Here is a 14,590-nt window from a genome sequence, read left to right on the forward strand (position 1 = left end):
CCCCCCACCACACCCTCCCCCTCCGGGGGCACCTGCGCACTCACGCACGCTTCCGCCGCAGGCGGCTGCGCCCGGTCTCGGTCCTCGACAGTGCGGATCAGGTTCACCGTCCCCCATCCCGCCACGACCGCCACCACCGCAGCCGGCACCAAGAACGGCCGTATCCGCTCCCACCGATGCGCCCACCGAGGGTTGTTCTCCGCTGCCGCCATCGGCACCCTTTCCCACAGGTAGACATGATCGGCCACCTGCCTGTACCCCACATTGTCGTGCCGGTACCACTACACCGCTTCCTGGCCGCAAGGGCGTCGAACTGCTCATCGGTCTCGAAGCGATCTCCGAGCCCGACGAGCGCGGCTACCGCATCGTCATGGGCATCCTCAACCGCCAGCTGCGGCCGGTGTCGGTACGCGACCGATCCGTCGACAGCGAGATCCAGGGCTCAGTGGGGATCACTCACGACTTGCCGGGCCCTGAGACAACCCCGCAGTGCCGATGTCACACGTACTCGGGTGCCGGCGAGTCGTCGGAGTCGCTAGCACAGCTCACGTCGCAGAAGTTCGGCCCCCGTAGCGAGCGCGACCATCTTGTCTCGTGCGACGCGTCGGTCGAGTGGCGCCATACCGCAATTGGTACTCGGGTAGAGCTTGTCTGCGTCAACAAACGGGAGCGCGCGACGAAGGGTTGCGGCGACCTCTTCGGGCGTCTCGACGGTGTCGTTCGCCACGTCGATCGTTCCCAGCATGACCTTCTTGCCTCGAAGTAATTCGATCAGGTCGGCAGGCACCCGCGAATTGTGACTCTCCAGTGACACGATGTCGATCGATGACTGTTGCAGCAGTGGAAACGACTCTTCGTATTGGCGCCATTCGGCCCCGAGCGTTGCCTTCCAGTCGGTGTTGGCTTTGATGCCGTAGCCGTAACAGATGTGAACGGCAGTTTCGCAGCTCAGCCCTTCGGTCGCACGCTCGAGCGTCGCTACGCCCCAGTCCTTCAGTTCGTCGAAGAACACGTTGAACGCGGGCTCATCGATCTGGATGATGTCGACGCCGGCCGCTTCCAAGTCCTTTGCTTCTTGGTTCAAGATGGTCGCGAACTCCCATGCGAGCTTTTCGCGACTCTTGTAGTGGTCGTCGTAGAGCGTGTCGATCATTGTCATCGGGCCGGGCAGGGCCCATTTGATCGGCTTGTCGGTCACTGCTCGAAGATGCGTCGCATCCGCTGCGAACACTGGCTTTTCGCGGCTGACCGCGCCGACAACCGTCGGGACGCTCGCGTCGTAGCGGTCACGAATTCGCACGGTCTCGCGCCGGTCGAAGTCGACGCCTTTGAGGTGCTCGATGAACGTGGTCACGAAATGCTGACGCGTCTGTTCACCATCGCTGATGATGTCGAGCCCGGAACGACGCTGCTCATGTGCTGCGAGCGTCTGGGCGTCGAGTGTGCCTTCGCGCAGTTCGTCGTCTCGCAGCTTCCACGGCGACCAGAGCTTCTCCGGCTCCGAAAGCCAGGAGGGCTTGGGCAGGCTACCGACGATCGAGGTGGGCAGGAGTGTGTTCATCGCTGGTACCTTTCGGTCTCGCACGGTCAGGCGGATTGCTTGGTAGCCCACTGTTGAAGAACAGCGCCATACGGTTTCATGAGATTCACCTCAGTGAACTTTCCCTGCATGCCCGCGAGGCGAGTGCGCTCGACACGGTCGTAGCTCACTTGTGGAAGTGAATAGTTGCTGTGGTCGAGACTCGGCCGGTACACCTCCGACGCCGCAGTGTTCGCGTTGTAGATCTCGGGACGATAGATCTTCTGAAAGGTCTCCATCGTCGCGATCGTTCCCGCGAGTGCGAGAAACGAATAGTCGTTGAGCAAGTCACTGCGGTGGTAGAAGGCCAATGGAGCGACGGCCCCCTGAGGCAGGAAGTAGCGCACCCTGAGCCCCATCTTCCCGAAATACCGATCGGTGAGCGACTTCTCATCTGCCGCATACTCCACCCCGAGAATCGGGTGGTGATTCGTGAGCCGACGGTACGTCCTGGACGTCGAAACGCTGATGCAGATGACCGGGGGCTGCGAGAACCGTTCGCGATACTCGTCCGATTCGACGAAACGCTGAAAGACCTGCCCGTGCAGATCGCCGAAGTCGTCGGGGAGTCCCGACGCTCGGTGCCCCGGGAGCCGAACGCTGAAATCGTAGTCGCGAATGTATGAGGAGAAGTTGTTTCCGACGATGCCTTCCGTGCGGGCGCCCGTGGTGGTGTCGACGATATCGACGTCGAGCACTTCGATCACCGGAAATGCGACGTCATCGCCGTCCGACGCGAGATGCAGGTCCACCGAGACGATGTCGAGCTCGAGTGCGTAGCGGTCACCGCGCGGGTTGTCCCAGTGCACCAACTCGTTGACACGGGTGTTCATCATTGTCACCGCGTTGCGCAGATTCTGCCGACGCCCCTCTCCGCGTGCGAGATTCGCAAAGTTTGTCGTGCTGCGCGACTTGGACGAGGGGGTGTAGTCCTCATCGAAGCGCGTCGTATCGATGCTGAAGACCCAGTCGTCGGTCATGCTGATCAGTTGCCCCAATCACGTGCGGGTGAGTGCAGCGACGAGCGCGTCACCGCGCGGTTCGCTGCCTGAGTTCTCGCAGCACTTCGACCGAATCTCCCGATGTCTCCAGGGCGAAACAGTCGGGAGCAGACTGTCCGAAGTGGCGCGGAAGTCAGTGTAGGTAAACCCGCCGCCATAGCCCAATTATCTATTTCGATAGCTGGATATAGACACTGCCTATGTCAGCAGATCGACTCCGAACCCCGACACCACGTCGCGCATCTCCGTCACGAATCGCTGAGCCTGGGTGGTCAAAGCTACCGAGGCATGACCGATCCAACCGATCTCGATGCGCTCGTCCACGTCGAGCGGAACGGCGACGATAGACGGATCGAGATCGTCCGAGACGATGCCGGTAGAGATGGTGTACCCGCCCAGCCCGATCATGAGGTTGAAGATGGTCGCTCGATCACTCACCCGAATGTCTTGCTTCGATGAACGGGTGGAGAGGATCTCCTCAGCGAGGTAGAAGGAATTGTTCACACCCTGGTCGAACGTGAGCCGCGGCAAATCCTCGAGATCACTGAGCGTCACGCTCTTTCGCCCTGCGAGGGGGTTCGTGCGGGCGATGAAGATGTGCGGCGACGCCAGAAACAACGGCGTGAAGACCAGCCCGGCTTCACGAATCAGCTTGTTGATCACATTTTCGTTGAACTCGTTGCGATAGAGCACACCGAGTTCACTTCGCAATGTGCGGACATCCTCGATGATGTCCCATGTGCGGGTCTCTCGAAGACTGAACACATACTCCGCAGCTTCGGACGCTTTCACCATGCGGGCGAAAGCGTCGACGACAAACGAGTAGTGCTGAGTCGATACGGCCAGGAGCCGGCGCGAGGGCCCGCGACCCAGATACCGCTGTTCCAGGAGTTCTGCTTGCTCGACCACCTGGCGCGCGTAGCCGAGAAACTCCACCCCGTCGTCGGTGAGCATCACTCCACGGGTCGAGCGAACGAAAAGCGTACGTCCTACTCGACTTTCGAGGTCTTTCAGCGCGGAGGACACGGTCGGTTGCGCGACATAAAGCAGGTCCGACGCGGCACTGATGGATCCTTCGGCGGCCACCTCCACGAAGTACCGCAACTGCTGAAGGGTGATTCCCCGCACCGTTCCCGCGATGTCACGTGCCATAGCAAAAACCTATCGCACCTGTGCACGTCGCCGATGCCGTGGGTGACCGCTCACCCGCAATGTCGCGCTTCGTCGAGAGCGAGGCCGCGCAGGCTTGGGAGTTACCCCGGGGCTTTCACGGAAATTCGACCTCAACCCGTGTCACACAGAAAGAAAGGTGCTCCGACCTGCGATAATTCGACTTGTCTAAGGTTGAACAATCGCGTGAGCCAGGAGCACCCTTCAGGTGAGCAAGTCTACGTCCCCCTACCCACACCTGTCCGCATCGGGTACCGGAACCGGCGTCGTGTCCCATGCCGGCGCTGTCCTGCTGCTGCGCACCGCCGAGAAAACCGGCCTCACCACAGCATTGACGACCGAACTCGCTCAGTTCCGGAAACCGTTGGCACGCCACGATCCTGGCAAGATCCTCCTCGACCTCGCGCTCTCCCTGGCGATCGGCGGGGACTGCCTCGCCGACATCAACCAACTACGCGCCCACCCCGAACTGTTCGGCCAGGTGGCCTCCGACCCGACTGTCTCCCGCCTGATCACCACCCTCGCCGGTGATGCCGACACCGCTCTCGCCGCGATCGGACGGGCCCGCGCTACCGCCCGCGCCCACGCCTGGACCGCCGCCGGGTCGGTGGCACCCGATCACGCCATCGACGAGCACACACCGCTGGTCATCGACATCGATGCCACCCTCGTCACCGCGCACTCGGACAAGGAATCTGCTGCCCCGAACTTCAAACGCGGCTTCGGGTTTCATCCGCTGTGTGCGTTCGTCGACCACGGTGAGCACGGCACCGGTGAACCCGTCGCGATGCTGCTGCGCCCGGGCAATGCCGGTTCGAACACCGCCGCCGATCACGTCACTGTCGTGCAGGGCGCCCTGGCGCAGTTGCCGTTCGACCCGGGATATCGGGTCGGGAAGAAGGTGCTGGTCCGGATCGATGGTGCCGGTGGCACCCACTCCTTGATCGAGTATCTGACCAAGCGCAGGCTCTCGTATTCGGTGGGATTCGGGTTGACCGACGCCTATGCCGCCGCGATCGATCTGGTTCCCGAGCAGGCATGGACTCCGGCTTACGACTCGGACGGGCAGGTCCGGGACGGGGCCTGGGTCACCGAGATCACCGGGCTGCTCGACCTGTCGACGTGGCCGACCGGCATGCGCGTGATCGTCAGGAAGGAGAGACCGCATCCGGGTGCGCAGTTGCGGTTCACCGACCGTGACGGCCTGCGGTTGACGGCGTTCGTGACCAACACCCGCCGCGGGCAACTCCCCGATCTGGAGTTGCGGCACCGCCGTCGGGCTCGGTGCGAGGACCGGATCCGGACAGCGAAAGCAACCGGGCTGCAGAATCTTCCGCTGCACGGGTTCGATCAGAACCGGATCTGGCTCGCGCTCGTGCAACTGGCATGCGAGTTGACCGCGTGGATGCAGATGCTGGCATTCACCGAGGTCCCGGCGCGGCGGTGGGAGCCGAAACGGCTGCGGCTGCGGGTGCTGTCGATCGCCGGGAAGATCGCCCGCCATGCCCGTCAGGTTCGGCTGCGGCTGGCCGCGACGGCTCCCGGTGTCGATGTTCTCGTGGCCGGCCTGAACCGGCTCACCGCGCTACCTGCACCTGTGTGACCTGCACGAATCTTCATTTATCGAGTCGAAAGGACACTCAGTTCGGGGCCGTGGACCCCGACGTCACCCGACCGTGTCGGGCGACCAAGCGTGGATGCACACCGGATCCACCGCCTCCACCATCGAATCCGAACTGGTCAGGCCGGCACGCGGGACTCACGAAAGATTGAGGTTACCTTCCGGCCGCACATTTGTGGTCGCGCTTCCCGACGGCAATCTCATCCGAGTCACCGTGATGGACCGACCGGCACGATTTCCGCCCACTGTTTCGCCTTCACGAGGCTGAGCACGTCCGAGAGTCAGCCGGCAGCTGCGACATCGAAGCAGCGGTCGTCGGTTCGGTAGCCCGTCGACCCTCAGCTGTTCGGGGTGCTGCGCCGCGTGTCATTCTTCGGCCATCGCGTCCTGGAACCGTTTCGTCCGTTCTTCCTGAGTGAGTCGAGAACACCAGGAGCAGTAGCGTCCGTCGGGGGCGGCGTACCAGTGGCAGCAGGTCCTGCGGTCGTACTGCAGACGGGGGCCACAGGGCCCGGTGAGGATCCGGAAGTCACCGCTGCGGCGCAGCTCCGGGCGAGCCGAGAGCAGTTCCTGGGCGTGCTCACGCAGCGTGTGCGCATCCAGATTCAGGTCGGACCGGCGCGCGAGTGTTCGGAAGGCACCGGCGAATCCCGCGGCGATGTTGCCCAGAAGGTTGCCCATCCCGGGGCCTGTCTCGGCGCGCACATTCTGCGCCAGGGGTGTCAGGTGCCCGTCGACGGTCGTTTCGAGGAGGTGTTCGGGTGTGGCGTCTGTCCGCGCTTTCGGTGCGTCGAGCACCAGCAGATCGGGTGTGCCGGCGACAAAGCGCACGCGGACACTCGGGGCGCGAAGGTCGAGCGCAACCCCGTACAGCACCCATGCCGCCGTCGCGACGCCGCAGACACGGTGGCAGTAACGCTGGAAGACCAGCGAACCGACGTGCCGTGCCACCGGCATCTGCCGGTGCCGGGCATGTAGTTCGATCATCCTCTGTGTCTGCCCGGACGTCGGGTCGCACAGTTCGGCGGCGGCGAACCAGTCGACCTCAGCAGCGTCGTCGGAGACGGTGTTCGCCGCGGACCGGGTGCCGATGCGAAATGGGGGCCCGAGTGCATCGATCTTCTCCAGCATGGTGTGCAGATCGGTCATGTGTCAGTCTTTCTACCTCGGGCGACCCGGTCCTGGGCCGTGCCGGTGCGCGCAGCAACGACCGTGTCGACATCGTTCAGCGCCGGGATCAGCTCGCTGTTGGAGTGGTTGGCCACCACGGCAGACTCGATCGGTCCGTCGAATTCCACGGTCCGACCCGCATCATCGACGACCGGGATCGTCCGTTCCGAATAATCCTCATCCGGCTGCTCCGGGGCCGAACAGGCGGCGGTCGCTACCAGCCCGAACGTTGCCGACGTCACCGCCATCTGTGGCGGGGCAGGCGTGGACGGAAAGTACGGATAGTCATCGTATGAAGGCTCCTCGGCCGTGTAGGCAGGAGGACTGGCGCACTCCTGGGCCGGTAGGTATCGGACTCGAAACCTGCTCGGCGACTGCGCATACGTGCGCCGAGGTCTCTCACCGTTGCGGGACAGTTCCGGGTTCTCACCGGATTCCCTCTTGCGTCGGCATCACCCCAGCCGATAGGCGCGGGACGGGGCGGTGCCGAACCGGCCGTGTGGAAGCCTACCCGAGCGTGGGCGTGGCCCCTGAAGAGTGGACACGGGGTTGTGTACGTCAAGCGGCCTGATCGAGGGTAGCCCCATGGTCGACCTCGAAGTCAAGTGGTGATCGGTTCCCCAGTGATGAGTGCCGTCGGCGTGTGTTGTATCGAGTGATCCAGCGGAAAACCTCGGTGCGGGATTGCGCTTCGTCGAACCAGCGTTTCGCGCCCTGAAGCGTCTCCCGCTTCAACGACGCATTGAAGGACTCGGCCATCGCGTTGTCGGCGCTCGACCCGATTTGGCCCATCGATTGCCGCACGCCGTGCCGGCGACATGTCGCCTGGTAGTCCGAGGAGGTGAATTGACGTCCGTGATCCGAGTGGAAAATCGCTCCTTCCAGCGACCCTCGTGCCGCGGCCGCATTGTCGAGCGCGTTCTCCACGAGCTCGGTACGCATGTGACCTGCGATCGACCAGCCGACGAGCCGTTTGGAACACACGTCGATCACGGTCGCCAGGTAGAGGAACTCACCGGTGCCGCTGTGGGGAAGGTAAGTGATGTCACCGACGAATACTCGTCCAGGCTCGTCGGCGGTGAAATCACGGTTGACCAGGTCTTCGAAGACCTGTGCCCCAGGATCCTTGATCGTCGTGTTCTTCGGTTTACGCAGATGCACACCGACGATGTTGTTCTGTCGCATCAACCTGGCCACCCGCTTGTGATTGACCGTGCCCGGCACCTGGTCATCATCGGCCAGTTCGGCGGTCATCCGCCGGTAACCGAGGGTGTGGTCCCATTCCTGGTGGTGGGCACGTATTCGGTCGACTAGCGCCGCATCGGCCTGCTGGCGGGCAAGCCGAGCCGCCTTTCCGGCTCGCCACTTGTAGTAGCTCGACCGGTGGATGCCGAGCACCGTGCACATCCGCTTCACCTCATGGGTGTCCCGGTGGTCGTCAACGAACCGGAAGCGGATCACCAGTTCGTCTCTGCCGCGAAATATTTCGTGGCCTTGCGCAGGATGTCTCGTTCCTCGCTGAGCTTGTCGTTCTCCGCGACCAAAGCCTGGTTGCGGGCCCGGATCTGCTCGATCTCGGCCTGCATCCGCGCGCACTGCTCCTCGGGTGTCTCCGAGGCATCCACGCTCTTTTCGGGCGCAGACCGCGCCATCGCGGCCTTCTTACGCGCCAGATGCACCCATGTCTTCAACGACCCCCGAGCGACTCCCAGATCCGCGGCCAACGACGAGTACGACACTTCCGGGCGGCTCTCGTAGAGTCGCACGGCGTCGGCCTTGAACTCGTCAGAGTACTTCTTCTTCGTCATGGTGATGTCCTGCATTCTCCGGCCCAGTATGGGCCAGTGTCAGCGTGTCCACCACCCAGGGGCTATCCCCTGCACCCGATTGACGACGCGTGACGATCGTCGTCTTACAGGTGGAAGCGGGTGCGCCCAAGCGCAGGTGACCGTCGCCGGTTACTGCCCGTAGGGGCGCGGCGGGAGCGGGTTGATCTCGTCACTGTCCCAGGTGACCTTCCGGAGGTTGCTGGTGTCGATGACCTCGAGGTCCGGGTGCGCGGCCAGCGCCCGGGCGCAGTCGGTGGATGAGCCGATATAGGTCGACATCAAGTCGATGTCGGTGGCGACGAACCAGGCCCGGTCCTGCGGCCACCACAGGTTCGGACCACACCATCCGAGAGTGCGCACCGCATCGCGCACCGTGCCGTGCACCAGAAAGTTGTCCCGGTGCGGGATGCGGACCCGCGGTCCGGGTGCGGGAAGGTGCAGGGCTTGACCCGCGCGGCCTTCCCAGAACCCGAACCAGCAATCGTCCAGGGTGCTGGTGTGCTCGACGAGAACCTCGGCCAGGGCCGCGAACTGCTCTTCCGGCATATCGCCTTCGTCGGGTTCCTGGTGCCAGACGAGGTTGCGGCCGTCCCCGACCCCGCGGTGGATACCGGCCTGCAGCAGTGAGCCCCACTCGACGGTCTGGTGGATCACGCCGCCGGTGCGGGCGGCGACCTCGGCCCAGCGCACCCGAACCTGCTGCCCGGTGTCGGGATCGATCCGGGCAGCAGGGTGCAGCAGCCGGGAATACAGCGTGTAGATCGGGGGCACCAGCGATCCGACGGTGTACTCGAAGCGGGGCAGGGCCTCGGTGATCCAGTCGCCGGGGGTGGTGTCGTCGAGTACGTCGTCGATCCGCCACACCAGCGACTGCGAGTTCGGGTCGACATGGTGATTCATCTGCTGCCGGTCGCCGGGACCAGAGCCGCTGTGCTCACTCACGTATCCGACCCTGCCACACCGCGGTCGTGCCGGGTGCTCGTCTAGGGTCGGGATTTGCTCTGGCGGAAGCGATGCAGCGGACCGTGTTGGGGCCTATTCCCGAATGCGGATCACCCATTCCAGTCGCGTCCAGATGGCGTGACTCGGTGTGCTGATGCGCAAAGCTCGACTCATGGGGCCTTACCCCCAGCAAATGGACACGGGTGGTGGATTACGCCGCGGATGCCAGCGTAGCGATGTAGAGGGTCTCGTAGGTGTTCGGGGACCGGTGTCCGCACCAGGAATGTCGTCGTCGGGTGTTGTAGCGGGTGACCCAACGGAACACCTGACGCCGGCACGTGGCTTCGTCCGACCAGACGTTCGCGTTCTGGAGGACTTCTCGTTTGAGGGCGGCGTTGAAGGATTCGGCGAGACTGTTGTCGGCGCTCGTGCCGACTTTACCCATCGACTGGGTGACGCCGAGGTCGGCGCAGAGGGAAGCGAAATCCTTCGAGGTGTATTGCGCGCCGTGATCGGAGTGAAAGATAGACCCGGACAATCCATTACGATCTCCATGAGCAGCAAGGAGAGCGTCGGCGACGAGGTCGGTGCGCATATGGTCGGCGATCGCCCAGCCGGCGAGTTTGCGGGAGTAGCAATCGATCACCGTCGCCAGATACAGGTTGGCACCGCCCTCGATCGGTAAATATGTAATGTCGCCGACGTAGATACAGTTCGGTGCAGGGGCGGTGAAGTCCCGCTCGAGCAGGTCGGGCACCTTCTGGTCCGCAGGTTCTGGGACGGTGGTCGTGACCCGTCGTCGACGGCGGTAGCCGACAATGCTGTTCTGACGCATCACCCGGGCCACCCGCTTGTGGTTGACCCTCTCGTTCACGGTGACGCCATCGTTGAGTTCTGCGGTGATCCTGGGTGCTCCGTAGGTGTTGTCCTCGGTATGGATCGCCCGGATTCGTTCGGCCAGCTGCGCGTCGGCCGCGGCGCGAGCGGTCCTGTCCGGCTCGGCGGACTTCCAGGCGTAGTAGGACGAACGCTCGAGCTCGACGAGCTCGCACAACCGCTTCACCTGATAGGTGTCGGAATGGTCGGCGACGAACTGGAAGCGGGTCACCAGTTCGTCTCCCCGGCGAAATACTTGGCCGCCTTACGAAGGATCTCGCGTTCGGTGGTGAGCTTGGTTGCTTCCGCTCGTAGGGCGGCATTCTCGGCTTCGAGACGGGCGAGTTTCTGCTCGACGGTCTCCGATTCGCTACCCGTGCCGGAGCTCAGGCTATGAGGCCGTGCCGGAGTATGCACCCGGGTGCCGTCGACGTGGGTTTTGGTGCCGGTCCCGTACTGGTCGATCCAGCCTGTCAAGGTGCCGCGCACGACCCCGAGGTCAGCGGCGATACCTCGGATCGTCGCGCCCGGCGTGGACTCGTACAACTCGACCGCCTGGCGCCGGAACTCCTCCGAGTAGTTCTTTCGTGACATGACTGAAGATCATCTCGCTTCCCCAGCAGATGCTGGATTCAGCGTGTCCAAGAACCGGGGTCAAGGCCCATGAACGGCGATGACACGCCACCGGCGCCGCGGCAGCCGTGGGTGTTGCGTGATCCGATCGGCCGCCCGGCACGCCCACCGGCGCTGATCGTGGCAGGAGCGTCGGTGCTGTTGTGCACCGGAATCGTGTTCGCCCTGCTGGATTGGTGGCCGGGCCACGGGCACACCATCGATGCCTTCACCAATTCGATGGTCGTCCTGGTCTTCGGGGCTCTGTTGATGATCGTCGGTCTGGTGTGGGCGGTCAAGTCCGCGTTGGTGATCGGGCGGGACCGGCGGTGGTCGTGGTGGATCGCGGCTGCGCCGATCACGGTGCTCGTCGCGGCGGTGGCTGTTCTGGTGATTCCGTCGCCGTCGTTCGGGTCCTCACGCAGCGACTTCGACGCCGCTGTCTACGCGGTGCTGTCCTCACGGGAGTCTGCCGTGTTCGGGGTGCCCGTCGGGCCGTACACGATGTCCCGGGTCGAACGACACAGCAACGATGCGGTGTACTTCTACGACGCCGATCAGAATTTTCTGACCACCTCCGGCGGCTGGATCTACTCGCCGGCAGGACCTCCCCCGGACCGTTCGGGAATAGACCGGATCGACGCGGCTCACCTCGACGGCCGGTGGTACGAGTTCACCGCCGTATGGGACGAATGATCCTCGGCCGGGTACATACTACCGTCCGTCGTCGCTCAGGAAGAGACCGTTATGCCCGACCAGAACACCCTCGAAGAACTGCTGCTGGCCGAACGCCGCGCGATACGCGACTGGGTGTCCATCGCCGACGTACTCAAAGCGATGGGAACAAACTCCTGGGTGGCAGGGACGCGAGGCCGTCCGATCCGTTCTGGACTGCATCGACACCAGCACTCGTCTCCGCATCGGTCGCGTCGACAACCAGTACCGGGAAATACCCAAGCCTTTGCCCGTCGAAGAACTCCTCGACCGGATCTTCACCATCGACGATGCTGCCGACCGGTCTTTCGAGATGATGCAGTTGTTCATCGACACCACAGACACTTCCGCTGACAACGCGCCCGGCCGTCGCTGACCGCCCACTGCGATTGATCTCGCCGACGTCGACGTACGCAACCTGTCCACATCTCTCGACGGCCATTGCGCGCCAACGAGCATCGGTCCGGGCCCGCCGGGGAGCGAGGATCTCGACCACACACCCGACTGGCGGGGCAGATCTACTCGGTGCGCAGCCGTGCAGCAACGTCGAGTTCGACGAGTGTGCCGGCCGGATCAAGCAGATACCACGAGGTAACGACGGGATTGCCGCCCGGCATCGCGCCAGCTGTATATCCCAAGCAGACCTGCCCCGAGCATGCCGCGCTAGCAGCCGCGCGCAAGGTCGATCGTGCTGCAGGCAAGGCGCGCGAGGCCTCGGCCATCACAGGAATGAAGATCGCCGTAGAAGGACGCGGCGCGATAGACCCGATCGCAGCCTGGGGAACCATCAGGCAGCCTCGACCGCTCCTGGGAGTCGACGACGTGTACACCGGCTGTGACCAGATCAAAGGTCATCTCGAACAGATGATTGCCCACGCAGAGACCCAGACAGCGCCACCGATGGATAGTGCGGCGGTGCACCCGCTCGTTTGGGGTGCTGCTGGCCGACTGTGGCGCGACGGCCACTATCGCCTTGCAGGCACATCAGCGGCGGAAGCACTCGTCGCACAGGTCACGACGTTGACGAATCGCAACGATGTGGCAGAAACAGCCCTTTGGCAGGAAACCTTCGCCGATAAGCCTCCAGCGCCGGGTCGACCACGGTTGCGGTGGCCAGGAGATTCAAACGACCGGACCGTGAAGTCGATGAACGAAGGGCTGCGGCAGTTCACGGCGGGAATGCAGCTGACGATCCGAAACTCAGCGGCGCACGATACTCGTGAGATGCTGCAGCAGGATGCCCTCGAGCGACTTGCGGTGCTGAGCGTGGTCGCGCGACTGGTCGACCAATGTGACCTGCTCGAAGCACCTACATCGCAGGGGAATTCCCCATGACGGTCGCCGCTTTCGTCCTCGGTGTTCTTGGTTTCGCTGTTGCCATGGCCTCGCTGACCTGGCAGGTCTACACATTTCTCATGCAGGGCGCTCGACCGACACTTACTCCCGTTGTCGGCTTGTTGACCGCTGGCGGTGGTCTCGTCACGAACGACGCTACCCGTGACGTACGGGCATCTCTGATGAGTGCGGCCGCCCAGCTGCCGCCAGGTCAGTTGATCGTAGGCGTCAAGGTCGTCAACGCGGGCAGAGCACCGTTCCATGTCGCACAGTGGGCTCTGCGCGCCGACCCCAGCGGCGCTGCATTTCAGGTGATCGGCGAGCAAATCGGTTCTCCGCCGGTACCGTGCGATATTCCGCCCGGTGCCGAGCAGATCTTCTTCATGTACCTCGCCGGTGCGGTGAACCTGAGACGAAGTCTTGAGAGTGTCGAAGGTGACCCGCAACGGATCGTCGCCACGGTATCAAGCGGCGGCCGGACCTATGTCTCCAAACCCATTGCGACGGAGGTGTTATCGATCGTCTAGGAGATCCACAAAGAGTTCTCCCTCTCCGCTTCCGCCTGTCTGTCCGGGACGTGTCGGGCCTACAGAAGATTGGTACGGGGATCGTTCTGACGATGACGAGAATGAGCGCGGGCGATAGCCGCCACCGGGACTGGGTACGGCGATCTGGGAGTTGGATCGCCGACTGACCCGAGCCGATTTGCTGTGTGCTGACTGGTCAGAGCTCGATCGGGCACTTTCGTCGGAGCTCGATGACCGTGCTCATACCTGCGCACCAGTCCCGAACCTCGGGGCTGATCGCGGCGAGGAGGCGGAGCGCATCGTTGTGCCGGGCAGTGATGTTCACACCGAGCAGAGGCTCCATGTGTGAGACGCGGTTACGGAGCCCATGCAGACGACCGGCCCGGTCGGCGACGATATATCCGTGGGGATCATTCGTGTTGTGGGGGAATGCGTGACGCAGCGCCTGCTGCCACAAGATCTGCCGGCCGCGGAAGCTGGCGTCGGTGGTGTTCTTCGTGGGAAGCAGTTTCGGCCACACGCCGAAAGTGATCTGCGCGAGGATGTCGTCGTGCGTGACTGGTGCACCTTTCCGCGGGTGCGCGGCATCTCTGGTTCCGTCGGCCTCCGTGGCATGCTTCCGGCCGATCTCCGCGAGTCTCGGGTCAACGAGTTGAGAGGACGAGCCGCGTCGATAAGCCAATCCTGGCCATAGCTACCGCCCCGCTGGACATGGCTACTGCCCGGCTCGCTGCGGCGCGGCTGGGCAGCATTCCAGATACGCAACTGCTCATCGATGGCATTGCGCAGGGCGACCTCGGTCACTGCGAGGACCTGCTGGAAGGCCGCCGACAGCTGCAGGTTCCACTTGTACAGCTCCAGCGCCAGATAGGGGTCATTTCCGCACCGCGAAGTGTAGGTGGAAAGGCGGACCGGATGCAGATGCTTGGTGACCGCGAGAATCGTCGCGTGCTTTGGCATCCGTTCGGCCCTCCGCTATCATTGATCTCAGATACGAGGACAAGGTCCCTCGTAAACACATGGAGTTCCCCCCGCGGCAGCTAGGCCGCGGGGGTTCTTCGTTCCAGGAGCACCCTATCCGCTGCCCTGGTGTGCCTCACCCATCAGGCCTCGGTGCCGCGACTCCATTCTGGATGGACACCGCCGTGGTCGACGAGGTGTGCCTCGCCAGCGCCACCGACATCTGACACATCGGCCGCGTCGTGCCGCCGGCC

The 14,590-nt window shown here is 63.6% G+C and carries 14 protein-coding genes, 1 pseudogene and 1 riboswitch; of the genes and pseudogenes, 5 read left to right on the top strand and 10 right to left on the bottom strand.

The window, feature by feature from the left end; translation table 11 throughout:
• Positions 1–301: 301 nt before the first annotated feature.
• Positions 302–487 (top strand): annotated as a pseudogene (locus GON09_RS29020) (hypothetical protein); the annotation flags it as partial.
• Between the two features lie 48 nt (positions 488–535).
• Here GON09_RS29020 and GON09_RS24840 read toward each other — a convergent pair.
• From GON09_RS24840 to GON09_RS24850, 3 genes are all read right to left on the bottom strand, one after another.
• Complete coding sequence (locus GON09_RS24840; protein WP_213934700.1) at positions 536–1,561, bottom strand: methionine synthase; 1,026 nt, start codon at positions 1,559–1,561, stop codon at positions 536–538.
• A 26-nt stretch (positions 1,562–1,587) separates the two neighbouring features.
• Positions 1,588–2,559, bottom strand: coding sequence for a putative oxygenase MesX (locus GON09_RS24845; RefSeq protein WP_213934701.1), 972 nt, complete (start codon positions 2,557–2,559; stop codon positions 1,588–1,590).
• A gap of 219 nt (positions 2,560–2,778) precedes the next feature.
• The gene (locus tag GON09_RS24850; protein WP_213934702.1) at positions 2,779–3,732 is read right to left on the bottom strand and encodes a LysR family transcriptional regulator; all 954 of its coding nucleotides are present in this window, start codon (positions 3,730–3,732) and stop codon (positions 2,779–2,781) included.
• Positions 3,733–3,958: 226 nt separating this feature from the next.
• Here GON09_RS24850 and GON09_RS24855 point away from each other — a divergent pair, with 226 nt between their 5' ends.
• The gene (locus GON09_RS24855; RefSeq protein WP_213934638.1) at positions 3,959–5,353 is read left to right on the top strand and encodes an IS1380 family transposase; all 1,395 of its coding nucleotides are present in this window, start codon (positions 3,959–3,961) and stop codon (positions 5,351–5,353) included.
• A 384-nt stretch (positions 5,354–5,737) separates the two neighbouring features.
• Here GON09_RS24855 and GON09_RS24860 read toward each other — a convergent pair whose 3' ends face one another.
• The 5 genes from GON09_RS24860 to GON09_RS24880 all read right to left on the bottom strand — a co-directional run bounded on the left by GON09_RS24860 (position 5,738) and on the right by GON09_RS24880 (position 10,782).
• Positions 5,738–6,520 (bottom strand): hypothetical protein, encoded by a 783-nt coding sequence (locus GON09_RS24860; protein WP_213934703.1) that lies wholly within the window; start codon positions 6,518–6,520, stop codon positions 5,738–5,740.
• Positions 6,517–6,789 carry a hypothetical protein gene (locus GON09_RS24865; protein WP_213934704.1) on the bottom strand — a complete coding sequence of 91 codons (273 nt, stop codon included), beginning with the start codon at positions 6,787–6,789 and terminating at the stop codon, positions 6,517–6,519. Before GON09_RS24865 ends, GON09_RS24860 begins: the two co-directional genes overlap by 4 nt.
• A 77-nt stretch (positions 6,790–6,866) precedes the next feature.
• Positions 6,867–7,047, bottom strand: a riboswitch (cobalamin riboswitch).
• A 52-nt stretch (positions 7,048–7,099) separates the two neighbouring features.
• Positions 7,100–8,349, bottom strand: a protein-coding gene (locus tag GON09_RS24870) for an IS3 family transposase (protein ID WP_213934705.1) whose coding sequence is annotated in 2 segments (ribosomal slippage) — positions 7,100–8,019 and positions 8,019–8,349 — 1,251 coding nt in all. Because the reading frame shifts where the segments join, the coding sequence is not laid out codon by codon here.
• A gap of 150 nt (positions 8,350–8,499) precedes the next feature.
• Positions 8,500–9,312: a hypothetical protein gene (locus GON09_RS24875; RefSeq protein WP_213934706.1), complete on the bottom strand. Its 813-nt coding sequence runs from the start codon at positions 9,310–9,312 to the stop codon at positions 8,500–8,502.
• A gap of 211 nt (positions 9,313–9,523) precedes the next feature.
• A protein-coding gene (locus GON09_RS24880) for an IS3 family transposase (RefSeq protein ID WP_153008518.1) occupies positions 9,524–10,782 on the bottom strand; the annotation gives its coding sequence in 2 pieces (ribosomal slippage) (positions 9,524–10,437 and positions 10,437–10,782; 1,260 coding nt in all).
• Positions 10,783–10,851: 69 nt separating this feature from the next.
• Between GON09_RS24880 and GON09_RS24885 the strand changes: the two genes are divergently transcribed.
• Positions 10,852–11,496 carry a hypothetical protein gene (locus GON09_RS24885; RefSeq protein ID WP_213934707.1) on the top strand — a complete coding sequence of 215 codons (645 nt, stop codon included), beginning with the start codon at positions 10,852–10,854 and terminating at the stop codon, positions 11,494–11,496.
• Between the two features lie 133 nt (positions 11,497–11,629).
• Here the strand turns inward: GON09_RS24885 and GON09_RS24890 are convergent, their stop codons facing one another.
• The gene (locus tag GON09_RS24890; protein WP_213934708.1) at positions 11,630–12,010 is read right to left on the bottom strand and encodes a hypothetical protein; all 381 of its coding nucleotides are present in this window, start codon (positions 12,008–12,010) and stop codon (positions 11,630–11,632) included.
• Positions 12,011–12,117: 107 nt separating this feature from the next.
• Between GON09_RS24890 and GON09_RS24895 the strand changes: the two genes are divergently transcribed.
• On the top strand, positions 12,118–12,849 hold the full coding sequence (locus GON09_RS24895; RefSeq protein WP_213934709.1) for a TIGR02391 family protein: 732 nt from the start codon (positions 12,118–12,120) through the stop codon (positions 12,847–12,849).
• Positions 12,846–13,376, top strand: a complete 531-nt coding sequence (locus GON09_RS24900) for a hypothetical protein (protein ID WP_213934710.1) — start codon at positions 12,846–12,848, stop codon at positions 13,374–13,376. The genes GON09_RS24895 and GON09_RS24900 overlap by 4 nt, the downstream gene beginning before the upstream one ends.
• 196 nt (positions 13,377–13,572) lie before the next feature.
• On the opposite strand, the gene GON09_RS24905 is transcribed toward GON09_RS24900, so the two are convergent.
• Positions 13,573–13,896, bottom strand: coding sequence for a hypothetical protein (locus GON09_RS24905; protein ID WP_244867009.1), 324 nt, complete (start codon positions 13,894–13,896; stop codon positions 13,573–13,575).
• Positions 13,897–14,590: the final 694 nt, after the last annotated feature.

It is taken from the genome of Rhodococcus sp. B50 (assembly GCF_013602415.1).
In the GTDB taxonomy this organism is placed as follows: Bacteria; Actinomycetota; Actinomycetes; order Mycobacteriales; family Mycobacteriaceae; genus Rhodococcus.